The sequence below is a fragment of the Kitasatospora sp. NPDC088779 genome (genome assembly GCF_040685395.1).
Lineage (GTDB): Bacteria > Actinomycetota > Actinomycetes > Streptomycetales > Streptomycetaceae > Kitasatospora.
Genome location: NZ_JBFBHW010000044.1, coordinates 37110 through 60383 on the forward strand (window position 1 = coordinate 37110; position 23274 = coordinate 60383).

The 23274-nt window shown below is 73.7% G+C and carries 13 protein-coding genes; 10 read left to right on the forward strand and 3 right to left on the reverse strand.

Features of this window, described 5'->3' with window-relative positions; translation table 11 throughout:
* Window positions 1-45: 45 nt before the first annotated feature.
* Window positions 46-1314, forward strand: a complete 1269-nt coding sequence (locus AB0P03_RS31135) for a hypothetical protein (RefSeq protein ID WP_363632007.1) — start codon at window positions 46-48, stop codon at window positions 1312-1314.
* 279 nt (window positions 1315-1593) lie between these two features.
* Window positions 1594-2070 (forward strand): SRPBCC family protein, encoded by a 477-nt coding sequence (locus AB0P03_RS31140; RefSeq protein ID WP_363632009.1) that lies wholly within the window; start codon window positions 1594-1596, stop codon window positions 2068-2070.
* A gap of 138 nt (window positions 2071-2208) precedes the next feature.
* Here the strand turns inward: AB0P03_RS31140 and AB0P03_RS31145 are convergent, their stop codons facing one another.
* Window positions 2209-3813, reverse strand: coding sequence for an FAD-dependent monooxygenase (locus AB0P03_RS31145; protein ID WP_363632011.1), 1605 nt, complete (start codon window positions 3811-3813; stop codon window positions 2209-2211).
* Window positions 3814-3889: 76 nt separating this feature from the next.
* Here AB0P03_RS31145 and AB0P03_RS31150 point away from each other — a divergent pair, with 76 nt between their 5' ends.
* From AB0P03_RS31150 to AB0P03_RS31165, 4 genes are all read left to right on the forward strand, one after another.
* Window positions 3890-4432: a CGNR zinc finger domain-containing protein gene (locus AB0P03_RS31150; RefSeq protein WP_363586371.1), complete on the forward strand. Its 543-nt coding sequence runs from the start codon at window positions 3890-3892 to the stop codon at window positions 4430-4432.
* Between the two features lie 753 nt (window positions 4433-5185).
* On the forward strand, window positions 5186-6055 hold the full coding sequence (locus AB0P03_RS31155) for a type II CAAX endopeptidase family protein (protein WP_363632013.1): 870 nt from the start codon (window positions 5186-5188) through the stop codon (window positions 6053-6055).
* A gap of 324 nt (window positions 6056-6379) precedes the next feature.
* Entirely contained in the window at window positions 6380-13831 is a 7452-nt protein-coding gene (locus tag AB0P03_RS31160) for a LamG-like jellyroll fold domain-containing protein (RefSeq protein WP_363632014.1), read from the forward strand.
* 215 nt (window positions 13832-14046) lie between these two features.
* Complete coding sequence (locus AB0P03_RS31165; protein WP_363586368.1) at window positions 14047-14316, forward strand: hypothetical protein; 270 nt, start codon at window positions 14047-14049, stop codon at window positions 14314-14316.
* On the opposite strand, the gene AB0P03_RS31170 is transcribed toward AB0P03_RS31165, so the two are convergent.
* Complete coding sequence (locus tag AB0P03_RS31170) at window positions 14274-15659, reverse strand: rhodanese-like domain-containing protein (RefSeq protein ID WP_363632016.1); 1386 nt, start codon at window positions 15657-15659, stop codon at window positions 14274-14276. The two genes, AB0P03_RS31165 and AB0P03_RS31170, sit on opposite strands and share 43 nt — an antisense overlap.
* A 291-nt stretch (window positions 15660-15950) precedes the next feature.
* Here AB0P03_RS31170 and AB0P03_RS31175 point away from each other — a divergent pair, with 291 nt between their 5' ends.
* From AB0P03_RS31175 to AB0P03_RS31190, 4 genes are all read left to right on the forward strand, one after another.
* Complete coding sequence (locus AB0P03_RS31175) at window positions 15951-16370, forward strand: rhodanese-like domain-containing protein (protein ID WP_363632018.1); 420 nt, start codon at window positions 15951-15953, stop codon at window positions 16368-16370.
* Window positions 16367-17116, forward strand: a complete 750-nt coding sequence (locus tag AB0P03_RS31180; RefSeq protein ID WP_363376397.1) for a sulfite exporter TauE/SafE family protein — start codon at window positions 16367-16369, stop codon at window positions 17114-17116. The genes AB0P03_RS31175 and AB0P03_RS31180 overlap by 4 nt, the downstream gene beginning before the upstream one ends.
* Before the next feature lie 259 nt (window positions 17117-17375).
* Window positions 17376-19799, forward strand: coding sequence for an RICIN domain-containing protein (locus AB0P03_RS31185; protein WP_363632020.1), 2424 nt, complete (start codon window positions 17376-17378; stop codon window positions 19797-19799).
* Between the two features lie 103 nt (window positions 19800-19902).
* Window positions 19903-21978 (forward strand): alpha-galactosidase, encoded by a 2076-nt coding sequence (locus tag AB0P03_RS31190; RefSeq protein WP_363632022.1) that lies wholly within the window; start codon window positions 19903-19905, stop codon window positions 21976-21978.
* A gap of 62 nt (window positions 21979-22040) precedes the next feature.
* Here AB0P03_RS31190 and AB0P03_RS31195 read toward each other — a convergent pair whose 3' ends face one another.
* The gene (locus AB0P03_RS31195; RefSeq protein ID WP_363632024.1) at window positions 22041-23228 is read right to left on the reverse strand and encodes a saccharopine dehydrogenase NADP-binding domain-containing protein; all 1188 of its coding nucleotides are present in this window, start codon (window positions 23226-23228) and stop codon (window positions 22041-22043) included.
* Between the last annotated feature and the right edge of the window lie 46 nt (window positions 23229-23274).

Genomic DNA, 23274 nt, shown 5'->3' on the forward strand with positions numbered 1-23274 from the left:
GTGGCTCGCCCCCACGGCCGAATTGGGTCACTTAGCGTCACCAGCATGATCTGGCTCGCCCGTAGAACCGCCCTTGCCTGCCTCGGCCTGCTCATCGCAAGTCTGTGGTTGGCCGTCCCCACGACGGCGTCCGCGGCACCGACGTTGACCCAGCTGGATATCGCCGGCAACTGCTCGCTGTCCTTCTCCGACACCGACGCTTCCGGAGTCGCCTACTTCATCGTCGAGCCGATCGGGACCTCGGGCGATCCCTGCCAGTTTCAGCTCACCGGCCCGCAGGGCACCCAAGTCGCGGACGTCACCGTGACCGGTGACCCGGCAGTCGTGTACGTCGGCGCCGCAGGCACGTACAGCGAACTGCTCACGGACGTCACCCAGGGCTCGACGGCCGGGTTCTCCAACCCGACGGTGACGGGCAGCCCGGCGCTGCCCGCGCTCCCGGCGGGCGAGGCGAGCAGTGGCGGGTGTTCCAAGGCGCTGCAACAGCGCACCGTGGCCGGCGCGGTGGTGCCGCAGTACGCCACCGGGTGGAACATCGTCTCCAGCGACAGCGGCGGCGCCTGCACCAACCAGGTCGGGGCGGTCGGCACCAACCCCTCGGGAACGGTGACCGGCACCACGGTGCAGGTCGCCATCCCCGACCCGTTCGGCCTGTCGCTGGCCAAGTCGGCGACCGCCGGCGGAGCCCCGATCACCACGGCGCAGGTCGGCCAGACCGTCACCTACCAGTACACCGTCACCAACACCGGCCCCGTGCCGTGGACGGCGGTCGCGGTCGACGATCCGCTCCCGGGGCTGTCGTCGATCAGCTGCCCCGGCACACCCCTCGCAGCCGGGCAGAGTCAGACCTGCCAGGCCACCTACACACCCTCCACGGCGGACGGAAGCGCCGGATCGGTCACCAACACCGCCACGGCCTCCGGCGTCGACGGGACCAGGCCGTTCGCCACGGGAGCCACGGTCACCTCGGGCCCCGCCACCGCCCGACTGAACATCACCACCGCCAGCCCGTCCCCGTCCCCCTCACCGTCGGCGTCCCCCTCCTCCTCACCGTCGCCGTCGGCCTCCCCCTCGCCCTCCACGACCACCGCGCCGCCGTCGCCGTCGCCGTCGCCCTCCACGACCACGACCACCACGCCCGCGACCGCGACCGCGACCGCGACCGCGACCGCGACCGCGACCGCGACCGGGCCTGAACTGCCCGAGACCGGAGCACACGTCGGCCCGGCAGCGTGGATTGCCGCCGCCCTCATCGCCACGGGGGCGGGTGCCGCCTGGTTCGGCAGGCCGAGGCCGCGACGCCGACGCCGCTGACGGCACGAGGAAATCCGCGGACCCCTCTCACTCCGCCATCGGGCCTGCCAGGCCCTCCCAGACGGGTGAGGGGGGTTCGGCCACGCTCCGGCGGGGACGTGAACGTGGCGGGCGGGTCAGCTCCCGGAGTGCCCGGACCGGTGCACTGGTGCACTGGTGCACTGGTGCGCCGGTTCGCAAAGGCCTGGCCGCGATCTCCCTGATCGGCCGCGACCTGCTGGCGAAGGGAGCCAGGCTCCGTCTTCAGCACCTGCGGTGCGGCGGACCCTAAGGTGAGGCATGGCCTGCTTCGTCCTGACCCGCCGTTCGCCGCTGCCCCCGGCCGTCTGCTGGGAGCGGCTGACCGCCTGGCCCCGGCACGGGGACCGGGTGCCGTTCACCCGGGTCACCGTGGTGCGGGGCGGTGGCGGGCAGGCGGGGGACGCCATCCTGGCCCGGACGGTCATCGGGCCGTTCCGGTTCGACGACCCGATGGAGATCGTCGGCCTGGCCGCCCCCGCACCTGGGCGCGACGGGCTGTGCCGGCTGGAGAAGCGGGGCCGACTGGTGCTCGGCTGGGCCGAACTGCGCGTACGGGCCCCCGGCCAGGACACCGGGCAGACCGGGGAGACCGGCGGATCCGAGGTGACCTGGACGGAGGAACTCCGGGTCGCGCGCCTGCCCGCGCCGCTCGACCCGCTCGTGGCCCGCGCCGGGCGCCTGGTCTTCGGCCGGGTGCTGGACCAACTGCTGGGGGCGGGACCCCCTACGGCCTGACGTCGCGCCAGAGCCGGTACTGCCGGCGGACGTACCCGCGCGGGTCGTCGTCGACCGTGACGCGGTCGTACTCCGCCGGCATTCGGTGACGGTCCCGGCCAGTGGCGTCGGGTCGGCCGGTGGCCTCGGGCCGGCCGCCTACGCCGACAGGATCCGCCGCAGGACTTCCCGCAACTCACTGTCGCCGACGGGCGGGTGGGGCGCCTGCCAGGCGATGTGGCCGTCGGGGCGGGTGAGGAGCGCGCCGGTGGCGGGGAGGCCGGAGAGGCCGGGCCAGTCGGCTGCGGGCAGTGGCCGCAGCACGACGGGCAGGCCTGCCGCTGCGGCGGTGTCGGCCTGGCGTTGCCAGGCGGGGTCGCCGGTGGGTGTGAGCAGGGTGAAGCCGGGGCCGATGAGGTCGAGCGTCGACACCGCCCCGGGGAGTCCGGCCAGGCACAGGTGCGGGAGGCGGCCACCGGGCCCGCCGTCGGGGTGCTCGCCGTCCGGGTCCAGCGGCGGGCGGGCGGGTGCGTCGGGGTCGGCGTGGACGGCGGTGGAGCGGTAGGCCGCCGTGAGCAGCAGTTCGTCGTCGATCCGGTAGCCGGTGCGGGCGCGGGAGTTGGCGAGGGACAGGTCGATGACCTGGCGGGCGACGGGGCGGCGCTCGGCCTGGTAGGTGTCCAGCAGCGCTTCGCCGGCCGACCCGGCCACGACCGCGGCGAGCTTCCAGGCCAGGTTGTCGGCGTCGCCGATGCCGGTGTTCATGCCGTGTCCACCGGTGGGGGGCGTCACATGGGCCGCGTCGCCCGCGATCAGGACCCGTGACCGGCGGTAGGTGTCGGCGAGTTGGGCGTCCAGCCGCCAGGTCTGGGTGTCCCGGACGGTGACGTCGAGGTCGGGCAGTCCGGCGGCGTCGCGCACCAGCCGGGCCAGCTGCCGGTGGTCGCCGAGGAGGTCGGCGAGGTCGTCGCGCCCGGGGTCGTAGGGGTGCTGGTAGATCCAGTGCCGGTCGTTGTCCACGGCCAGGAAGCCGCCGCGGCCGGGCTCGGTGAGGAAGTAGGACGCGCTGGCCCGGTCGGCGACGACCTCGCCGAGCGGCGCCTCGAAGCGGATGCTGAGGAAGTGGCCGAGGCCGGTCGGCCCTGCCATGGCGATCCCGGCGCCGGTGCGGACGGTGCTCGCTGCGCCGTCGCAGCCGATCAGCCAGTCGGCGCGCACGGTGTGCCGGTCGCCGGTGGCCCGGTCCTCCAGCACCGCGTGCACGCCCTCGCCGCCGCCTGCGGATGCGCCGACGGCGGCGGGCTCGGTGAACTCGGTGAACTCGGTGAACTCGGTGAAGGAGAGCAGCCGGGTGGCGAACCGTACGCCGTCCGGCGCGAGTTCACGGGCCCGGCGCAGCAGCACGGCCTCCAGGGCGTCCTGCGAGCAGATGAGCCCCGGCGACGGGGTGCGCTCGGCGCCGCCGTCCGGGGCGCCGGCCACGCCGGTGCGTACGAAGTCCGGGTCGACGAGGTCGCGGCCGCGGTAGAAGAAGACGTGCGAGGCCGGGAGCCCGGCCTGCCGGATGTCGGCTTCCAGTCCGAGCCTGCGGAAGATCTCCATCGAACGCGCGGACACGCCACGGGCCTTGGGGTGGCGGGAGGTGCCCTGGTGCGCCTCGACGAGCAGGTGCGGCACGCCGTGCCCGGAGAGCAGGAGCGACATGGTCAGGCCGACCGGGCCTGCGCCGACGATCAGGACGGACGTCGTTGCCGGGAATCGCATGCCACTCCTTCGTAACGCCTAATCTTTGATTTCGACGTTACCATGGGGTGCGCAAACGATCGGAAGGGGCGTACCCATGACCCAGGACCACGACGGCGGCAACCCCCGCGGCCTCCACTTCGTCACCGAGCTCGCGAACACCGTCCGCGCCGACCCCGAGGCGGGCGCCGCCGATCTGCAAGCCCTCCTGGAACGCCACGGAGGCCCGCCCTTCCGCCTCACCGACGCCGACGCCCGGGAGCTGCGCGAAGCCGCCGCCCCGCTGATCGGCATCCTCGCCCTCCACGACGAGGACGAGGCGGCCGAAGCGATCAACACCCTGCTCGACCACTACCCGGCCCGCCCCCGCCTCGTCCGCCTCCCCGGCCGCCCCTGGTCGATGCACACCCAGGCGCCCCCGGCCGCCGGCCTCACCCACTGGCTGCTCTCCACCTCCGCCCTAGCCCTCGGCCTGTGGCTCAGCGAGCGCGGCACCTGCGCCTGGGGCGAGTGCGCCGCCCCCGACTGCAACCGCTTCTTCATCGACACCGGCCGCCGCACCCCGCAGCGCTTCTGCACCCCGCGCTGCGCCACCCGGGTGCGGGTCGCCGCCCACCGGGCCCAGCGCGCCACCGACTGACGGCCCGCCGGCGCGCCCCTCCCCCACCCTTCAGCCGGGTGACGTCGCGGCAGCTGCGGATGGCGACGATGTCCGGGCGATGGCTCGAACCCGGCTACGGCCGTCCCGACCGGCCACCGACTCCTCGTTGGACAGTCCGGCCAGCACCGCGTACGGCACCGTGGGCAACTCCGACAGGTCTGTGGCAGGCCAGGCCCCCCAGCACACCGGTCACCGCACGGGCGGCGGCACAGTCCACGTCACGCAAAGTACCGTGGGCCACCCTGCTTCTGACGAAGGCCGCGTCCAGACGACCCGGCACCTCGCGGGGAGTGAACGTTCATGAGCGTAGGCGTCGCCCGTGGCAGGCAACCCGCGACATCCCGGCCCGTGCGCCCTGGGGCAGGCTCCGTGCACTGCGCGGCAGGCGACTGTTTCCCCGCCAGGAGCCGCCTGGGCTCTGTGGTCCGACCACGGTCCGGCTCCCGACCCGGCTCCCGATCCGGCGCCTGCAACCCGGCACACCTTCACGGCGTCGAAGGGCCCGCGTCAGCAGCCGGCATCGGTCAGCGAGCACCGCACAACCGCAGGAAGCGCCCTGCCCCGCGCCAAGGAAGGCCCCACTGGTGACAGCGGGACCTTTCCTGTTCAAGCAGGCATAGCGGAATATCCCATTAAGGTGCTTGTATACCTTATACAGTACTCCCCCTGTAACGGCATCCGGCTGACGCCGGGGGCTCAGAGTGTGTGGGCTCGGACAGGAGAAGCGGCGGCATGAGCGTGACGAGCAATGACGACGGGCACGAAGTGCCCGTGGCGGTACCGGGCACGAACGACTCCTCCGCTCCGGACCCGCCGGCCGCGGCCGACCACGGCCGACGGCTGACCTGGCTCGGCTACGCCCTGATCGTCATCGTCGACCTGGGCATCATCCAAGGGCTCGGCGCGGCCATTCACGTGGACAACGGGAACTCCCGGAGCCAGTTCCCGACGACCGAGGCGATCGTCCACAACGCGCTGATCCCGATCGGCGCCTCCATCGTGTTCGTGAGCGCGGTGATCACCTGGCTCAGGTGGTGGCCCGCTGTCTTCCGCTACCGCGCACCTGTGCGGCGGTGGGTGCACCTGGTGCCGATCTCGATGATCGTCGCTGCGGTCGCGGGGCTCAACTACGGGCATCTCGCCCAGCAGCAGGCGTCGCTGGTGGTGTGCCTGCTGGTGCTCGGGGTGTTCGTCGGGGTCGGTGAGGAGTTGATGTTCCGCGGCGTCGGTGTCCAGGTCTTCCGGCGGGCCGGCCTCAGCGAGGGCCGGACCGCGTTGTTCTCCTCGGTCGTCTTCGGACTGGTCCACGTCAGCAATGCCATCAGCACCGGCCCGCAGGCGATCGGGCAGGCGGTGATCGTGGCGACCTCCGGTTACTTCTTCTACCTGTGTCTGCGCGTCGGCGGGGTCATCCTGCTCCCGATGCTGGTCCACGGCCTGTGGGACACCAGCCTGATCTCGAACCTGGTCGGCCCCGAACCAGGTGTTTCGGTCGGCATGGTCCTGCTCATCGCGCTGCAGATCGCGCTGATCGTCGTACTCATCGTCCGGCGCAAGCGAATCGAACCCTCCGTGGCAGTCGACCAGGGACCGCTGGCGTGATGATCCCGTCGCCGCTCCCGTACGGCGTGGAGCACCCGCACGGGTGAATCGGCCGGCACTCGGCCGCGGGTGTGAACGGCGAAGGGGGACACGCCCTTGCCCGGCGGGTGAGACAGCGGATGTCAATCGGGCGTCAGACTCCGCAGTCCGGCGCTACGACGCGAAGACGCCGATCCGGGCCCCGCCTCCCGCAAAACCCGAGCCGGACCCCAGGAACAGCCAGTTCAGGCATGGCCGAAATCACTCCCTGGTTACGAGGATGTACTTTCCGTAGGGTCCCGGTTGTGCGTCATGTCCACGTGCACGGCCGAGGGAGCGGGCTTCATGAGTGTCAGTGACGGCGTGGTGAAGGTCTACAGTGACCGCACCTACAGCTCCACCACGGTGGTCCGCCATCAAGGAACGACCGTGGCGTTCGCGATGGACGACCAGCGGCGCATCGTGTACTCGGTCCTGGCGCTCGGTGCCTACGATCCCGCCCGGGGGGAGGCGGACGCCGCCTACTGGACCGAGGATCCGCTGGAGCTGTCCTTTCCCGAGGAGCTCGTCCGCGTCGGGTACGCCGCGCTCGGTACCGTGACGATGCCTCACGTCAAGAAGGGCGGGCGGGTCGAGGCGGAGCACACGCAGGTGCTCGCCCCGCAGGAGAGCGACCCGTTCCTGTCCAGCACGGCCCGGCTCACCGCCGCCGTCCCGTTCCAGGTGCTGTCGGACGGCACGTACGTGGTGGTGCTGCGCCAGTCGGTGGCCGCCGGACACCCGGACGCCGTGCGCGAGGCGGGGCCCGGCCGGGCGTCGGGGGGCGCGACGGGGGCAGCGCTGGTCGACTCGGCGCTGCTGTGCGACCGCTTCCTGCTGGTGGACGGTGTCCTCAAGCCCGTACGGGAGATCCGCTACCGGCGCAGCCGCAGCAAGGACCGGCCGGATTCGGCGAAGGACAGCCTGGGCGGCACCGACATGGAGGGCCGTCCGTTCCGCGAGCCGACGCAGGTACTCGGCTTCGTAAGGAACCTGAGCGAGGGGCGGTTCACGGCGCTGCTCGTACCCACCAGCGTCGCGGGCACCGGCCGCTGGCAGTTCTTCAGCCACAACACGGCCACCTCCCGGATCGACGCCCTGAGCGTGGAGCAGAGCACGGACGGGCTGTTCGACACCCGGGGAAGCCGGGCCTGGACCAGCCCCGACCCCGCCTACCAGGGCGCCGTGTACGAGCGGGAGCCCGGCACCTGCCCCTTCACGGGGGCGCCGCTGGTGCCGGTGGCGTCCCGCTCCGGCTCCGGGGAGACCGCGCTGCGGCTGGCCGGGCCCGACGCGGCGGCGGCGGTCGCCGGCGTGCGGGACGGGCCGGAGTTCACCGTCGAGGTGTGGCTGCGGCCCGAGCGGGCGGCGGCCACGACCGTGTACACCGACGGCTTCGTGCTGGAGCTGGCCGAGGGCGGCGTGCCCCTGCTCAGCGGGTCGGGCACCGTCACCGGGACCCGGGCCCTGGCGGCCGGCGAGTACGCCCACCTCGCCGTGGTCTGCCGGGACGGTACGGCCACGCTGCACGTGGACGGACTGCCCTGCGGGACCGGTCCGTTCACCCCGCCGCCCGGCACCGGCACCGCGGTGCTCGGCGGCGCCGGGCGGAACGTGGCGTTCGACGCCGACGAGCTGCGGATCTGGGACCGGGCCCGGGCGCAGGACGAGCTGCGGCAGGATCGCGGCCACCGGCTGGTCGGGGACGAACCCGGACTGGTCGCGTACTACCGCTTCGACGAGGCGTCAGGTTCCGTGGCGCACGACCAGACGGACCGTGCGCGGCATGCCGCCCTGTCCGGGGCCGTGTCGTGGGTGACCTCGACGGCGCCGGTGGGCGAGCACGCGGGCATCCGCCGGGACAGCTTCTCCTTCGCCGCCCGCACCGTCCTCTCCGCCCCGTCGGCGATCCTCTACCACCAGCAGGAGGCCCAGGCTGCCGGGTACCACGACGTGCCCAAGCCCGCCAAGCACCAGACCCGGGTGCTGCTGTCGTGCGCCACGGGCGACGCGGCCGCGCCGGACGCCGAACCCCGCCTCGCCGTCCTCGATCTCGCCGTCGGCGCCGACGGCCGGCTCGCGCAGGTCGCCGACGTCCTGACCCTGCCGGACCTCACCACCCGGGAGCACGAGGACCTGGACCACCAGAGCGCGCTGGAACAGCGGATCAAGGGCCTCCGGACCGAGATCGCGGACCTGCGGGCCCAGTCGGTCACCCTCACCGCCACCTGCGCGGACATCCCGGCCCGCCAGGCCGCGGAGGACGCCACGCGGCACGCACTGACCGCGGCCGAGGCGCAGTGGGAACTCCAGCGCGACAACCCCGCGGACTGGGACAACGCCCAGCTGCGCTTCACCAGGCCCGACGGCCACAGCTACTGGGTCGGCCCGCAGGGCAACACCCTCCACCACAAGAACCCCCTGAACGGTTGGGACACCGTGCCCGGCATCAGCAGCTGGCGGTTCGTCTACTCCGGCTGGCGGGACGGCGTCGGCCGCAAGCTCTACTTCATCCGCCTCGTCAACGGCGGCTACCAGATGAACGTCTACGGCGGCACCAGCGCCGAGGGCAGCTACGTCCAGCTGTACAACAGCAGCAACGCCAACACCGCCAACGAACTGTTCGCCGTGATCCCCCAGTCCGAGGGCACCTACCAGATCGTCGCCTACCACAGCGGCAAGACGCTCGCGATCCGCGCCGCCGGCGGCAACTACCTGGCCCAGTACACCAGCTCCACCGTCATGGCCGGCGGCGAGGGCCGGTGCCGGATCGACCGGATCTCCTGGTCCGGTGCGGACACCGCCTTCACCGCCGCGCGCAACGCCCACGACGCCGCCCAGGAACAGCTCCAGGCGCTGCTGGCCGCCCAGGAGCAGCTCAACGACGTCACCCTCCAACTCGCCGTCCGCGAAGCGGCCCTGACTTCCGCACAGGACGAACTCGGCCGGTTCACCGACGGCCTGTCCGGCACCGACGACGTGACGGTCGCCGCCGCGCACCTGGGCACCGACGCCACCGGGCTCGGCTCCACCGGCGGACTGCTGTCCTTCGCCCGCACCTCCTCACGGCCCTTCCTGATGGACAGTGCCACCGGCCACGTCGCGCTGTACTTCCGCGGCCTCAACGACCAGTTCTTCGCCGCCTACTACGACACCCAGGTGGTGCGCGGCACCAAGACCCTCGGCATCGGGGACGCCGCGCTGCTGTTCACCGCCAGGGACGCCGGAGTGGACCTGACCGGGGTGAGCGTGAGCGTCACCGCGGTCCAGGGGCAGCCGGGGTTGTGCGACCTCACCATCGACCTGCCCGGCGACCGCGAGGTCTGGCGCGCCCTGCCCCGCGACACCGGCACGCTCGTCGACGTGCTCTCGGGCGCCACGCACGTCCCGCAGACGCTCGGCACCGCCGCCGAGCCCGTCCGGACCGACGGACCGGACCCCTCAGACGCCTCGGACCCCTCCGCCGCCGAAGCCACGCTCGGCCTGGCGGCCCCACTCGGCCGGCCGCTCGCCGCCCCCGCCTACATCGCCACCGACGACGGCGTCCGGCTGCTCACCGAGTCGGCCCCGGCCGGGGCCACCGCACTGCGCGTCGACCGGCCCTGCCGCCCCGCGCCCGGCTCGCCCGTGCGCCTCGTCCCGTACGACCCCGCCCTGGCACGCGCCGAGCGGCCCGGCGCGGACCTCTCCCGCGGTTCCCGCCTCGTCACCGTCGCGGCGGCCTCCCCCGACGCCCGGGTGCAGGACGGCACCGCCGACGACGCCGTCGTCGGACAGCCCTGCCGCTGGCGCGGCTCGTCCCCCGGCCGCGCCTTCGCCTTCAACGGCACCGACCAGTACCTGGCCCTGCCCGCCGCGGCCCTCCCCACCACCACGACCGCCTCGAACGTCACGGTCGAGGCGTGGGTCAACCCCTACCGGGCCACCCGCACCGCGTGTCTGGTGCACGCCGCGAACGACGCCGACGCCCCTTACAGCCTGCTGCTCGCCGATGCCACCGCCCGTACGGCGGTGGTCTTCGACGGCGCCGACGACCAGGTGTCCGTCGACGGCCTCGCCCTGTCCGGAACCGCCCTGACCATCGAGCTGTGGGCCAGGCGGGCCGTCGCCGCCCACACCGCGAGCGAGACGATCCTGTCCTACGGCGCCGGCGCGCTGTCCCTGTCCTACGACCAGGCCGGGACGGTCTCCTTCGCCCTCGGGAGCGAGGTCCTCACCACCGCCGCGTCGTACACCGACACCGACTGGCACCACTGGGCCGCCGTCCTCGACCCCGCCACCCGCACCCAGGTCCTCTACCGCGACGGCGTCGAGGCCGCCCGCCGTTCCACGGCCCGAACCGTCACCCGCGACGGACGGCTCGTGCTCGGCGGTCTCGGCGCCGCCGCGTCCTTCCGGGGCGGCATCGACAGCCTGCGGGTGTGGAACCGCGCTCGGACGGCCGACGAGATCCGTGACCTGATGCGGCAGAACGTCGCCAGCGGACTGCCCGGCCTGCTCGGCTCGTGGACCTGCGGCGACCAGCAGTTCCTGGACACCTCCGGTCACGGCCGCCACGGCGTCCTCGGCGGAACCCCGCAGGCGGGCGAGTCCCACTCCAAGGGCTACCGGGTCGTCGCCGGCGTCGGTGAGCGCGCCGTCCGCAGCCGGGACGTCTTCCCGGCCGGCGAGTGGGCCCACGTGGCCTCCGCTTTCGAACAGTCCTGGGCCGTCCGGCTCGACGGCTCGTCCTGGCTGGACAGCGACGGGGACGACTCCCTCGGCCTCACCGGCGACCTCACCCTGGAGGTCTTCGGCACGCTGGAACGCCTCGGCACCACCCAGGGCCTGATCACCCGTGGCCGGCTCGGCGGCGAGGAGCACGTGCCCTACCAGCTGTCCGTACGCCCGGACGGCAGGCTGGAGTTCGCCTTCGAGGAGGCCGGTCCGGTCGTCCGGCGCTTCGTGTCGACGGCCACCGTCCCCTCCGGCCGCTTCACCCGGATCGCCGTCGTCAAGCGGGCCGGCCGCGAGACCACCGAACAGCGGGGCACCCGGCAGATCGCCCTCACCGGCCCGGACGGAGCCGGCACCACCCAGACCGTCGACGTCGTCCAGGGCGTCGACGTCCACGCCTGGGACGACATCACCTTCTACATCGACGGCACCCCCACCGGAACCTCCCGCTACACCGGCCCCGGCCCCGAGAGCGGCACCGGCACCCTGGAGATCGGGCGGGTCCGGGAGGGCATGCGGACGTACGGGACGCGCGGCGTCCTCGGCGAGGTCCGGATCTGGAACAAGGCCCGCGACGCCGCCGTCATCGGCACCCCGGTCTCCCCGCGCGACACCGGTCTGGTGGCCCGGTTCACCTTCGAGGAGAACACCGGCAGCACCACGACCGACACCACCGGCGCCCACACCGCCCGGCTGCGCGGCGCCACCTGGACGCGCGACCCCGACCCCCGGGCCAGCGTCTTCCGCCTCTACCGCAACGGCATCGCGCTGGCCACCGATCCGGTCGACGCGGCGGCCCCCGACAGCCCGACGCACTACGGGGAACGGCAGTTCACCCTCGGCGCCCGCCTGGCCGGCACCACCGTCACCGACGCCCTCGACGGGACCCTCGAAGAGGTCCGGGTCTGGCGCACCGCCCGCACCGCGGAACAGATCAGCGACAACCTCTTCACCCGCCTCAAGGGCGACAAGGAAGACCTGATCGGCTACTGGCCCTTCGACCGGGACTCCACCTCCGGCGGCACCGACGTGGTCCGCGACATGGGCCTGCGCGGCAACCACCTGCGGCCCGGCCCCGGCGCCGCGCCGACCGTGGTCCTGTCCACCGCTCCGGTCTCCACCGACACCGCGGCCGTGCGCTCCGCCGTCTCCGGCGTGCGCACCCCCTTCCACGAGACCGTCGCCACCGCACCGGCCGTCGGCGAGTACGCCGACATGCAGTACGCGGCCGACGGCACTGCCACCGGTGTGATGAAACGCGCCTACTCCTACCTCACCGAGGAGGGCCGCTGGCGCCTGGTCACCGGCTACAAGGTGGGTGACCTGGTCAGCGAGTGGGTCAGCCAGGTCCAGTACGACCCCCAGCTCATCGGCTACATCGAAGGCGCCCCGCCGGTCCCCTCCGAGAACCTCACCGGCCAGGGCAACGACTACCGGGGCGCCTCCAGCGTCGGATTCACCACCGCCGACTCCGTCACCGAGTCGCTGTCCTCCTCCCGCGACCGCAGCGCGGACGCCGCCTTCCACTTCGCGTTCAAGAACACCTACGACGCGGACACCCTGCTCATCATGGCCCCGCTGGGCATCGGCACCGCCAAACCGGCGGTCAAGGGCGGCGCCGTCCTCAGCCTGGACAACACCCTCGAATTCACCAACACCTGGACCGACGCGACCACCCTCACCCAGGCCACCGACACCGCGCGGGCCACCACCGTCGCCCTCACCGGCCACTGGGAGGACCCCGCCCACCTGCTCAACCCCGCGCTCGGCCGCCGCTACCAGCCCGCCAACACCGGCTTCGCTCTGGTGCAGTCGCAGACCGCCGACGTGTTCGCGCTGCGCCTCGCCCACACCGGCACGCTCGTCGCCTACCGGATGCTGCCCAACCCCGACATCCCCAGGGACTGGAACATCCTCACCTTCCCCATCAACCCCCAGTACACCAAGCAGGGCACCCTCGACGGCGGTGTCGGCTTCGACGAACACGGCAAGGTCCTCGACCCCGCCTACCCCAACGCCCAGCGGTACGGCGAGTACAGCTACTACAAGCCGCGCGAGGCCTACGCCCTCAAACGCGCCATCCAGCGCCGCCGGCAGCAGCTGCGCAGCTACTACGAGAGCGTCTCCACCGCCACCGGCACGCCCGATCCCACGCAGCAGCGGGCCGCCAGGATCGCCGAGACCTTCGTCGGGCCGATCGACGACAACCGGGGCGAGAGCACCGGGCAGACCGCTGCCGACGGGGCCGTCGTGCGCGACCTGGCCAACACGTACGTGTGGACCGCCGACGGAGGATTCTTCGCCGAGACGACCACCACCACGGACTCCGTCACCGAGACCACCGCCGGTTCCTACACCGTCAAGGACATGGCCACCGCGGGCGCCGAGTTCGGCTTCACCGTGTTCGGCGTCGGCATCGGCGCCCAGCTCGACGCGAGCCTCGGCGGCAGCCACAGCGTCACCCGCACCCGCGCCCGCGACGCCTCCCGCTCCTACTCCCTCGACGTGGACTGCCGCCCCTCCGGCGACCTCCAGGCCTACAGCGCCGACGGACAGACCCGTTTCGACCCCGACGGCAGCCCCCGCCGGGTGCCGGGGAAGGTCGACGCCTACCGGTTCATGAGCTTCTACCTCCACGAGTCCGGGGACAACTTCGACGACTTCTTCCACAAGGTCGTCGACCCGCTCTGGCTCGCCGGCTCCTCCGCACCCAGCGCCGCGGCACTGCGCCAGACCCAGCAGTCCGACCGCAAGCCGCCCTGCTGGCGCGTCCTGCACCGGGTCACCTTCGTCTCCCGCATCCTGCCGCCGGTCCCCGCCGCCGACACGCCGCCGCTGGAGCAGGACCTGGTCCGCGCCGACATCGCGTCCAACTACGAACTCGTCCGCCGCCTGGACCCGTACGTACGCCAGGCCACCGCGACCAGGACCGCCCTCGCCGCAGCCACCCGTACGGCCCTCACCACCCACCTGCCGCACCTCCTCGCCCACGAGGAGGCCATCACCCGGTTCCTCACCGACTACTACGGCGTCACCGAGTAACCCCCGCTCACGGCGGAGACCCCACCGCCCCGCACACTCCGCAACGCACCGGCTCGAACCGACCCGCTCTCGTGTCTGCCCACCCTGCCGGGCGGCAAGAGCGGGCCGCGACGGTGCGATGTGGCGCCGCGACGTGGACGTGGCCGTCGCCCTCCGCGGCCTGGCGCCCCCCAGCTGCCGAAGCCCGCCGACGTCATCGAGAAGCTGGGGCTGTGGTGAGCGGTGCCGTGCCGGGCTCGGTCCTGGCCGCCCTCGCGCACCCCGACGACGCCGAACTGTGGACCGGCAGCGCCCTCGCCCTCCACGCCAGGTGCGCCGTCGTCACCGCCGGCGACGTCATCGCCGCGCCCACCATCTCATTGCCCGAGGAGACCGGCGGGCAGAACTGGGACTACCGGGCTGCCTGGCCCGAGGCAGCGCCCGCGGCCCGGGCCGGCTGGGTTCAGGCCCCGGCGGGGTGGGTGAGGGTGTGCCAGGCGTTGTAGCCACCGAGGAGGTCGGAGACGTCGGGGTGGCCGTGGTGGCGCAGCAGGCTCGCGGCGATGGAGGAGCGGTGGCCGCTGGCGCAGTGGACGACCGCGGGGCGGTCGGTGGGGATCTCGTCCAGGCGGTTGGGGAGTTCGGTCAGGGGGATGTGCAGGGATCCTTCGATGGATCCGGTTTCGCGTTCGCCACAGGTTCGGACGTCCAGGACGGTGGGGGGCTGTTCGCCGGCGAGTGCGGTGCGGAGCTGGTCGGCGGTGAGGCGGCTGGCGGGAGTGAGGTCGTCGGCGAGGGCGGGCAGGGCGTTGCCGGGGTTGCGCAGGTAGCCGGCGATGCGGTCGAAGCCGATGCGGGCGAGGCGGGTGACGACCTCGTTCTCGCGGTCCTGCGGGGCGATGATCGCGATGTTGCTGTCGGGGGTGAGGACGGTGCCGGCCTGTTCGGCGAAGCGGCCGTCGAGGGGGACGTTGATGGCGCCTCGGATGTGTCCGGCACCGAAGTCCTGGGGGCTGCGGGCGTCGAGGACGACGGCGCCCGCGGTGCGGGCCTCCTTGAAGCCTTCGGGGCACAGGGGACGGGCTGCGGTCGTGGGGTCGAGCAGCGGGTGGTCCTGGCGGTTGAGGGTGGCGTCGTGGCCGAAGTAGGCGGGGGCGGTGGACTGGCCGGCGGTGACGATGCGGACGAAGGTGTCCTGGTCCATGGGCTGGCAGGCGTAGTTGGTCAGGCGCTGGGTGCCGATGGTGGACCGGCGGTCGGTGGAGAGGTTCTTGCCGCAGGCGGAGCCGGCGCCGTGGGCGGGGAAGACCAGGGTCTCGTCGGGCAGGGCCATCAGCTTGCGGTGGACGCTGTCGTAGAGCATGGCGCCGAGTTCGGCGGCGGTGACGCCGGTGGAGGCGAGCAGGTCGGGGCGGCCGACGTCGCCGATGAACAGGGCGTCGCCGGTGAGCACGCCGTACGGGACGGCGTCGTCGGGCTGTTCGAGGACCAGGACACTGATCGACTCGGGGGTGTGGCCGGGGGTCTCCATGATCTGGAGGGCGACGTCGCCGAGTTCGATCCGTTCGCCGTCGCTGAGCTTGCGGATCGGGTACTCGGTCTCGGCGCGGTGTCCGTAGCCGATCCAGGCGCCGGTGCGGGCGGCCAGTTCGAGGTGGCCGGCCAGGAAGTCGGCGTGGAAGTGGGTGTTGATGACGCCGACGACGGTCAGGCCGCGTGCCGTGGCGTCGGCGAGGTATTCGTCGACGTCCCGGCGCGGGTCGACGATCACGGCCTGGCCGGTGGTCTCGTCGGCGATCAGATACGAGGCCTGGGAGAGGCAGTCGAGGTAGAACTGAGCGAAGTACACGGGGAACCTCCTGGGCGGCGTCGGGCGCCTCGGCGTGATCTCAATACCCCCACTGGTATATGTGTCAGCATACGACCCCACGGTCGATACGGGGCAGGGTATCGCCGAACGAGGTCGATAATACCCCCCGGGGTACTATGGTGGACATTGCGCGGGACCGCCCGTCGCCGTCGGAGACGGGCGGAACCGAGGAGGCGCCCACGCCCCTGGGGCGCCCGCCCGGCGCGCCGCCCCGCGGCGGCCCGTCCGGCGCCGTCCGGCCCGCACCAGACCAGACCACCGGAGCACCGCATGCCCCCGCTGCCGCCCAACCCCGGGCAGACCACCCCCGCCCAGGCCCACCAGCTCGCCCGCGCCGGCACAGCCGTCCTGCTCGACGTCCGGGAGCGCGGCGAGTTCACGGCCGGCCACGCCCCCGGCGCCCTCCACCTGCCGCTGATCGCCCTGGCCGCCCGCGAACCGCTGCCGCCCGAGGCGGGCGGACGGCTCGTCCTGGCGATCTGTCACTCGGGCAACCGTTCCGCGCGGGCGGCGCAGCTGCTCGCCGAACGCGGCGTCGAGGTGCTGAACGTCGTCGGCGGCATGACCGCCTGGGAGCGGGCCGGACTGCCGGTCACCACGCCGGGCGGCGGCACCGGCACCGGCGGCAGCGGCGGCAGCGGCGGTAGCACCGGCGACGGGAGCTCCAGGGACGCCGGGGACGCGATATGACCGCGCTGCTCCTGGCGCTGGCCGCCGGGGCCGTGGTCGGCCTCGCCCTCGGCGGCCTCGGCGGGGGCGGCAGCATGCTCGCCGTCCCCGCGCTGGTCTACCTGCTCGGCTTCAGCCCGGCCCTGGCCACCACCGCCGCCCTGGTGATCGTCGCCGCGACCTCGCTGACCGGCCTGCTCGCGCACGCCCGGGCGGGCCGGGTCCGCTGGCGCACCGGCGCGCTGTTCGCCGCCGCCGGGCTGCCCGCCGCCACGGCCGCCGGGGCGCTCTCGGCGCACCTGCCCGGGGCGCTGCTGACCGGCGCGTTCGCGGTGCTGGCCGGGCTGGCCGCCTGGCGGATGCTGGTGCCGCCGAAGGCCGCCCCGCAGGAACGTTCCGCCGCCGGGTGGGGCCGCTCGACGGCGACCGGCGCCGGGCTCGGCGCGGTCACCGGGCTGCTGGGTGTCGGGGGCGGGTTCCTCGCCGTCCCCGCGCTGGTCTCGGTGCTCGCCTTCACCATGGCCGAGGCGGTGGGCACCAGCCTGCTGGTGATCACCGCCAACGCGCTGGCCGCGCTGCTGCCCCGCCTCGGCGCGACCGGCGCCATCGACTGGGCCGTGGCCGCACCCTTCACCGGGGCCGCGATCCTCGGCGCCTGGGACGGAAAGCGGCTCGCCGACCGGCTCAGCGGGCGCACCCTCCAGCGGGCCTTCGCGTTCGCCCTGCTCGGCGTGGCCGCGCTGATGCTGGTCACCGCCCTGCGCTGACGCCGGTCGCCGCGCTGCGCTGATGCCGGCCACCGCCCCGCACCGACGCCGGGCGGGCCCCGGCTCCCGGCGCGCGAACCGGAGGACGAGTCCGGAGGGCGGCAGCCGACCGTGCGCCGACCGTTGACGCGACTCGGATGGGCGTGTGACATTGCACATGTCACCCAGCGCCGCTCCGGGGATTTGAACGTTCAAACCCCTGCCCGCGCACGCTGCCCGCCCCCTGACGCACCGCCACCCGTCCGACAGGAGAGCCCCGATGCCCCCCACCCGCGCCCCGCGCCGCCGACCGGTCCGCGCCCTGCCCTCGGGCTTGGCCGTCCTGGCCGTCCTCGCCGTCCAAGCCCTCGGCGCGGGACCGGCCCGAGCCGACGGCCCGGCCCCGCTGGTCGACGGCGGCGGCTACGTCCTCGGCTCCGTCCTGGACGGCGGCTGCCTCGGCCCGCAGTACGCGCAGCCGGCGGCCGGCACGCCCGTCGTCGGCGCGGCCTGCCAGGGACTGCTCAGCCAGCGCTGGCAGTTGCACCGCACCACCGACGGCTACCGGCTGGTCAACGCCGCGAGCGGACGCTGCCTGGCCCTCGACGGCACCGGGCGGCACCCCGGCACGGCCGACTGCGGCACCGACCCCGCCGCCGAGACCTTCGCCATCTCCCCGGCACCGGGCGGGAGTCACACCCTGACCGCACACGGCGCCTGCCTCACCACGGCGGCCGACCGCGAGCAGGACGGCGCCGCCGACCACGAGCAGAGCAGCGCAGCCGACCGCCGCCGTTGCGACGCCCGGCCCGCCCACCGCTGGACCCTCACCCGCAGCGAACCGCTCACCCTCACCGACCCCGGCTTCGAACAGGGCACGGACGGCTGGACGTTCACCGAGCACACCGGCGTCGCCACCAACAACCCGCACGGCGGCACCCGCCTCGCCTACCTCGACGCCGGCTCCGGCCACCGGATCGCCCAGCAGGTCACCGCCGTCACCGCCGGCAGCTACGACCTGTCCGCCTGGATCGCCACCGGCGGCGCCGGCGGCACCTTCTCCGTCAGCGTCAACGGCACCGTGATCCGCTCGCTGACCCTGCCCGAGCAGCCCGTCTACGCGAAGTACACCCTGCCCCGGGTGCACGTCGCGGCCGGCGACCGGCTCACCCTCGGCATCGGCTCCTCCCCCACCGGCTGGGTCAACGCGGACGACGCCTCCGTCGCCCCGTCCGCCCCCGGCGACCCGAGGATCAGCTCCTCGGACCCGGAGGTCGTCGCCCTGTTCGACTGGGCCAAGACCAAGGCCAACAGCTGGGTGCAGCAGGCCGGCACCACCGGCGTGCTCAACCAGGACGAGAACAACCCCGGCGGCACCGGCACCACCACCTACGACACCACCTACTGGGCCGGCTACCCGTTCCGCTCCGACTTCTACAGCCGCGACTTCGCCCACCAGCTGGTCGGCGCCCACCTGCTCGGCCTGGACGCCGAGAACAAGACCATGCTGCGCGGCTTCGCCGGCTCCGCCACCGAGACCAACAAGCTCTACCCGGTCTGGGCACTCAACTTCGACGCCAGGACGTACGGCAGCATCGACTACCGGAGCCCCGACCGCTTCGTGCGCGAGCTGCCCGCGCCGTTCGAGCTGGTCGAGAAGGCCGGCGAGGCCTACCGGTGGACGGGGGACCGCGACTACGCCGACGACCCCGCGCTGAGCGGCTACGTCCGCAACACCCTCGGTCCCTTCATCGCCCAGCACCCCGGCCCGGTCGACAACGGCGGCCTCCCCATCCCGCAGGCCACCAGCCGCAGCATCTTCGCCGGCACCGCGAGCTACGCCGAGAACGCCACCAGCACCTACGCCGAGGCCGGCGACGCGATCGGCGCCCAGTACCAGGCGTACCTCGCCGCCGCGACCCTGGCCACCGCCAAGGGCGACACCGCCGCCGCCACCGGCTACCGGCAGGCCGCCACCGCGCTGCGCGACTACGTCAACACCACCTGGAGCGTGGACCGGCAGCAGCCCGGCGAGGTCGTGCACGGCTACGACACCACCGGCAAGCCGGTGACCGGCTGGGGCTACGAGTCCAGCGTGCTGATGCCGGTCAAGCAGTTGCTCGACCCCGGCCCGCGCCGGGACGCCCTCCTCGCCGCCATCGACGCCGCCGACTCCGGCCCGCAGCGCTCGACCAACCTGGAGGCCTACACCTACCTGCCGGACGCCTTCTTCGCCAACCACGACGGCGACACCGCCTGGAAGTGGATGCGGCAGATCTACCAGGGCGTCGACCAGCTCCACGCGAGCGGCCGGATGCTCAACGGCGACTACCCCGAGGTCCCGTTCACCCTGCTCGGCCAGACCGTGCAGGGCCTGCTCGGCGTCGAACCCGACGCCGCCGCGCACACCCTCGTGACCGCCTCCCGGCTGCCCGCCTCGATGGGCTGGCTGGAGGTCGCCGACATCCCGGTCGGCGCCGGCTCGGTCACCGTCCGGCACGACGGCCACCGCAGCAGCACCGTCACCAACACCGGCGGCGCGCCGCTCACCTGGGAGGCCCGCTTCGCCGGCCCGCACGGCGGGATCACCGTCGACGGCAAGGCCCGGCCCACCCGGACCAGGACCGTCGACGGCGTGACCTACACCTACGCCACCGTCACCCTCGCCCCCGGGCGCACCGCGAGCGCCGCCGTCACCGACTGACCCCCACACCGCAGTACCGCGGCCGGCCGGCCCCCAACCGGCCGGCCGCGCACCCCGAACCACCCGACGCACCATCACCTCCCCCACACCCGCAGGAGTGCGCATGCGCCACATCCCCCACCGCCTCGCGGCACCCGTGCTCGCGCTGGCCCTCGCCGCCACCGGCCTCGGCGCCCTCACCCTCGGCACGGCCGCCCCCGCCGCTGCCCTGGGCAACGGCAACGCCCTCACCCCGCCCATGGGGTGGAACTCCTGGAACTCCCTCGGCACCGAGGTCACCGAGGACCAGGTCGTCCAGACCATCGACTTCATGGCCGCCAACGGCCTGGTCGCGGCCGGCTACAACACCGTCACCATCGACGACGGCTGGTCGCTCTGGCACCGCGACGGCCAGACCACCGACCTCGTCCGCAACGCCGACGGCGCCATGCAGCTCTACGACACCGCCGGAAACCCCGTCGCCGGCACCGACGGCACCGGCACCGACCCCACCTCCGGCCACCTCATCCCCCGCCCGGACCACTTCCCGTCACAGACCGTCAACGGGCGGACCGTCAACGGCATCGAGTACCTCGCCCAGTACGCGCACAGCAAGGGCGTGAAGTTCGGCCTCTACGCCACCGACACCTACCTCACCTGCCAGATGCACCCCGGCAGCCTCGGCCACGAGAGCACCGACGCGGGCGACTTCGTCTCCTGGGGCGTCGACTACGTCAAGTACGACGACTGCCCCTACGGCCCACAGATCACCGGCCCGGACGGCCACAACTACTACACGCAGGGAGAGGGAAAGGAACTCACCCGCTCGGTCTACGCCCGCGTCCAGACCTTCCAGCACGCCCTCGACGCCGCCTCCGCCGCGCAGGGCCGACCCAAGGTCACCCTCAGCGTCTCCGCCCAGCCCGCCCACACCGGCGTCCCGTACCTGCTCGCGGCCGACGACCCGGCGCGCACCGACCCGGTGGTGCAGGCCGCCGGCACCGCGCCGTTCCAGGCGCCCGGCTACGCGCCGACCGGCGTCTGGTGCGGCCAGGTCGCCAACCTCTGCCGGATCGGCGGCGACCGCGACAGCGAACTCGACGGAGTGCTCTGGAACGGGCAGTTGCAGACCGCGCTGCAGTACCCCGGCAACGTGCGCCCGGGCAGCTGGAACGACCTCGACATGATGTTCACCGGCTGGCAGGACGTCTACGGCGCCTGGGGCACCACCGACACCTGCACCTGCCACAAGCCGTTCACCGACGACGAGTCCCGCACCGAGACCTCCGTCCTCGCGATGCTCGCCGCCCCGCTGGTCTCCGGCGCAGACCTGCGCACCGCCGCGCAGTCCCAGCACAGCGCGGACGGCCACACCTGGTCCACCGGGATCGACGCCGCGAGCCTGGCGGTCCTGAAGAACCGCGACGTCATAGCCATCGACCAGGACGCCCTGGCCAAGCCCGCCACCCTGGTCGGCGCCAAGCCCGCGAACGCCACCGCGCCGGTCGTCCTCCAGCGGCGGCTGGCGAACGGCGACACCGCCGTGCTGCTCGTCAACCAGGACCCGGCCGCGAGCCGCACGGTGAGCACCAGCCTCGGCGAACTCGGCCTCACCGGGCCCGGCTACACCGCCAAGGAGCTGTGGACGGGCGCGAGTTCGACCGTCACCGGCACGCTCGGCGCCTCGGTGGCCCCGCACGGCGTGGCGCTGTACCGGCTCAGCGCCCGGCCGGCCACCGGGCCGGCCGCGGTGGTCGACGACGGTCGCTACCACGCGATCGGCGCCGGCGGCAGCAGCGGGCTGGTCCTCGAAGTGGCGGGGACCTGTAGCTCGCCGCTCGGCGCCGTCGCCGACGTCAACACCTGGTGGCCCACGCACACCTCCGAGCAGTGGACCTTCACCAGCAACCCGGACGGCACCGTGCGGATCACCGACAACTGCGCCACCGCCACCCACGCGCACACCGTGCTCGCCGCCGGCACCGACCCCGGCAACAGCGCCTACCTGCTCGACTACTCGCCCGGCAACCGCTGGCAGGAGTGGCGGGTCACCCAGGACGGCGCCACCGGCACGCTCACCGTCACCAACGTCGCCACCGGCCTGGTCCTCAACGCCCGCACCGGCACGGCGGGTTCGACCGTGACCACGGACGCGGCCGACGGCGCCGCCCCCGGACAGGGCTGGGGCGTCGTGTCCTGACCTCACCGGCGCCCGCGCCCTGACCACGTCCCCTGATCACGCCTCCTGACCGCGTCTCCTGATCACGATCCCGGGCGCTCCTCCTCCACCACGACGCCGACGCCCGGCCAGTGGCGTGCCAGGTCGGCGAAGAAGCGCCCGGCGTCGATCGCCGCCTCGGGCGGGTGGACGCCCGGGGCGCGGACGCCGCCGTCCAGGAGCTGGGCGAGGCCGAGGGCCGCCGGCACGCCGGTGCTCTCGGCCATGTCGCCGAGCAGGGCCTCGGCGCCGGTGAGCCGGGCGAGGACGGTGACCGGCCGGCCGTCGCGACTGCCGGTGGCGGCGGCGAAGAAGCCGGGGAGGCTGCCGGGGCCGGGGAAGCGGGCCGCGCGGGCGGCGGCCCGCAGGGTGCGGCGCAGCGTGGGGCGGTCGAGGTCAACGGCGGCGGTCTCGTTGCCGAGGCGCCCGGCGTCGAGGTCGTCCCGCAGGACGTCCAGGTAGGCGGCCGTCCTGGCGGTGACGACCATGAGGTTGGCGGCCGCGCCGCCGGGCCGCAGGCTGCGGTGCAGGGTGACCGGTTCGGGGTGGCCGACGGTGTACGCGGTGCCACGGTGGCCGCCGGGCAGGTCGAGGGCGACCGGCCGCAGCGGGGGCCGCTGGACGATCCGGCCGCCGTCGACCACCGCGACCGTGCCGCTGATCTGCTGCATCCAGTGCACGGCGGCCGCCAGCGGGGCACCGTCCGGTCCGAGCAGGGAGGTGTCGTCGGGTTCGGCGCCCGCGTCGACGGGCCAGGCGGTGTAGAGGTCGGCCAGGGTGTCGAGGCGGGCGGCGGCCCGGACGGCGAGCAGGTTGCTGACGCCGGGGCTGGCGCCCATGCCGATCACGGCGCGGACGCCGGCGGCGCGGGCCTCGTCGTCGAGTTCCAGCATGGCGACGGTGGGTTCCCAGTCGTCGCAGATGTCCAGGTAGTGGGTGCCGGTGCGGATCGCCGCGCGCAGCACGCCGAGGCCGAAGCGGTAGTACGGGCCGACGGTGTTGAGGACGGCGTCGACCTTCGCGAGGGCGGCGTGCAGTTGCACCCCGTCGGTGACGTCGACCTGGCGGGCCCGGACCGGTACCGGGCCGCCGGCGAGGGCGGCGGCGGTGCGGCGGGCGGCGTCCGGGTCGCGGTCGGCGATCACGAGTTCGTGGACGCCGGGCAGTCGGGCGGCGACCCGGGCGGCGACGCGGCCCATCGCTCCCGCTCCGCCGAGGGCGAGCACTCTCATCGTCGTTTCTCCTTTCGCCGGTCGGTGTTCACCGGCTGTGCGGCTG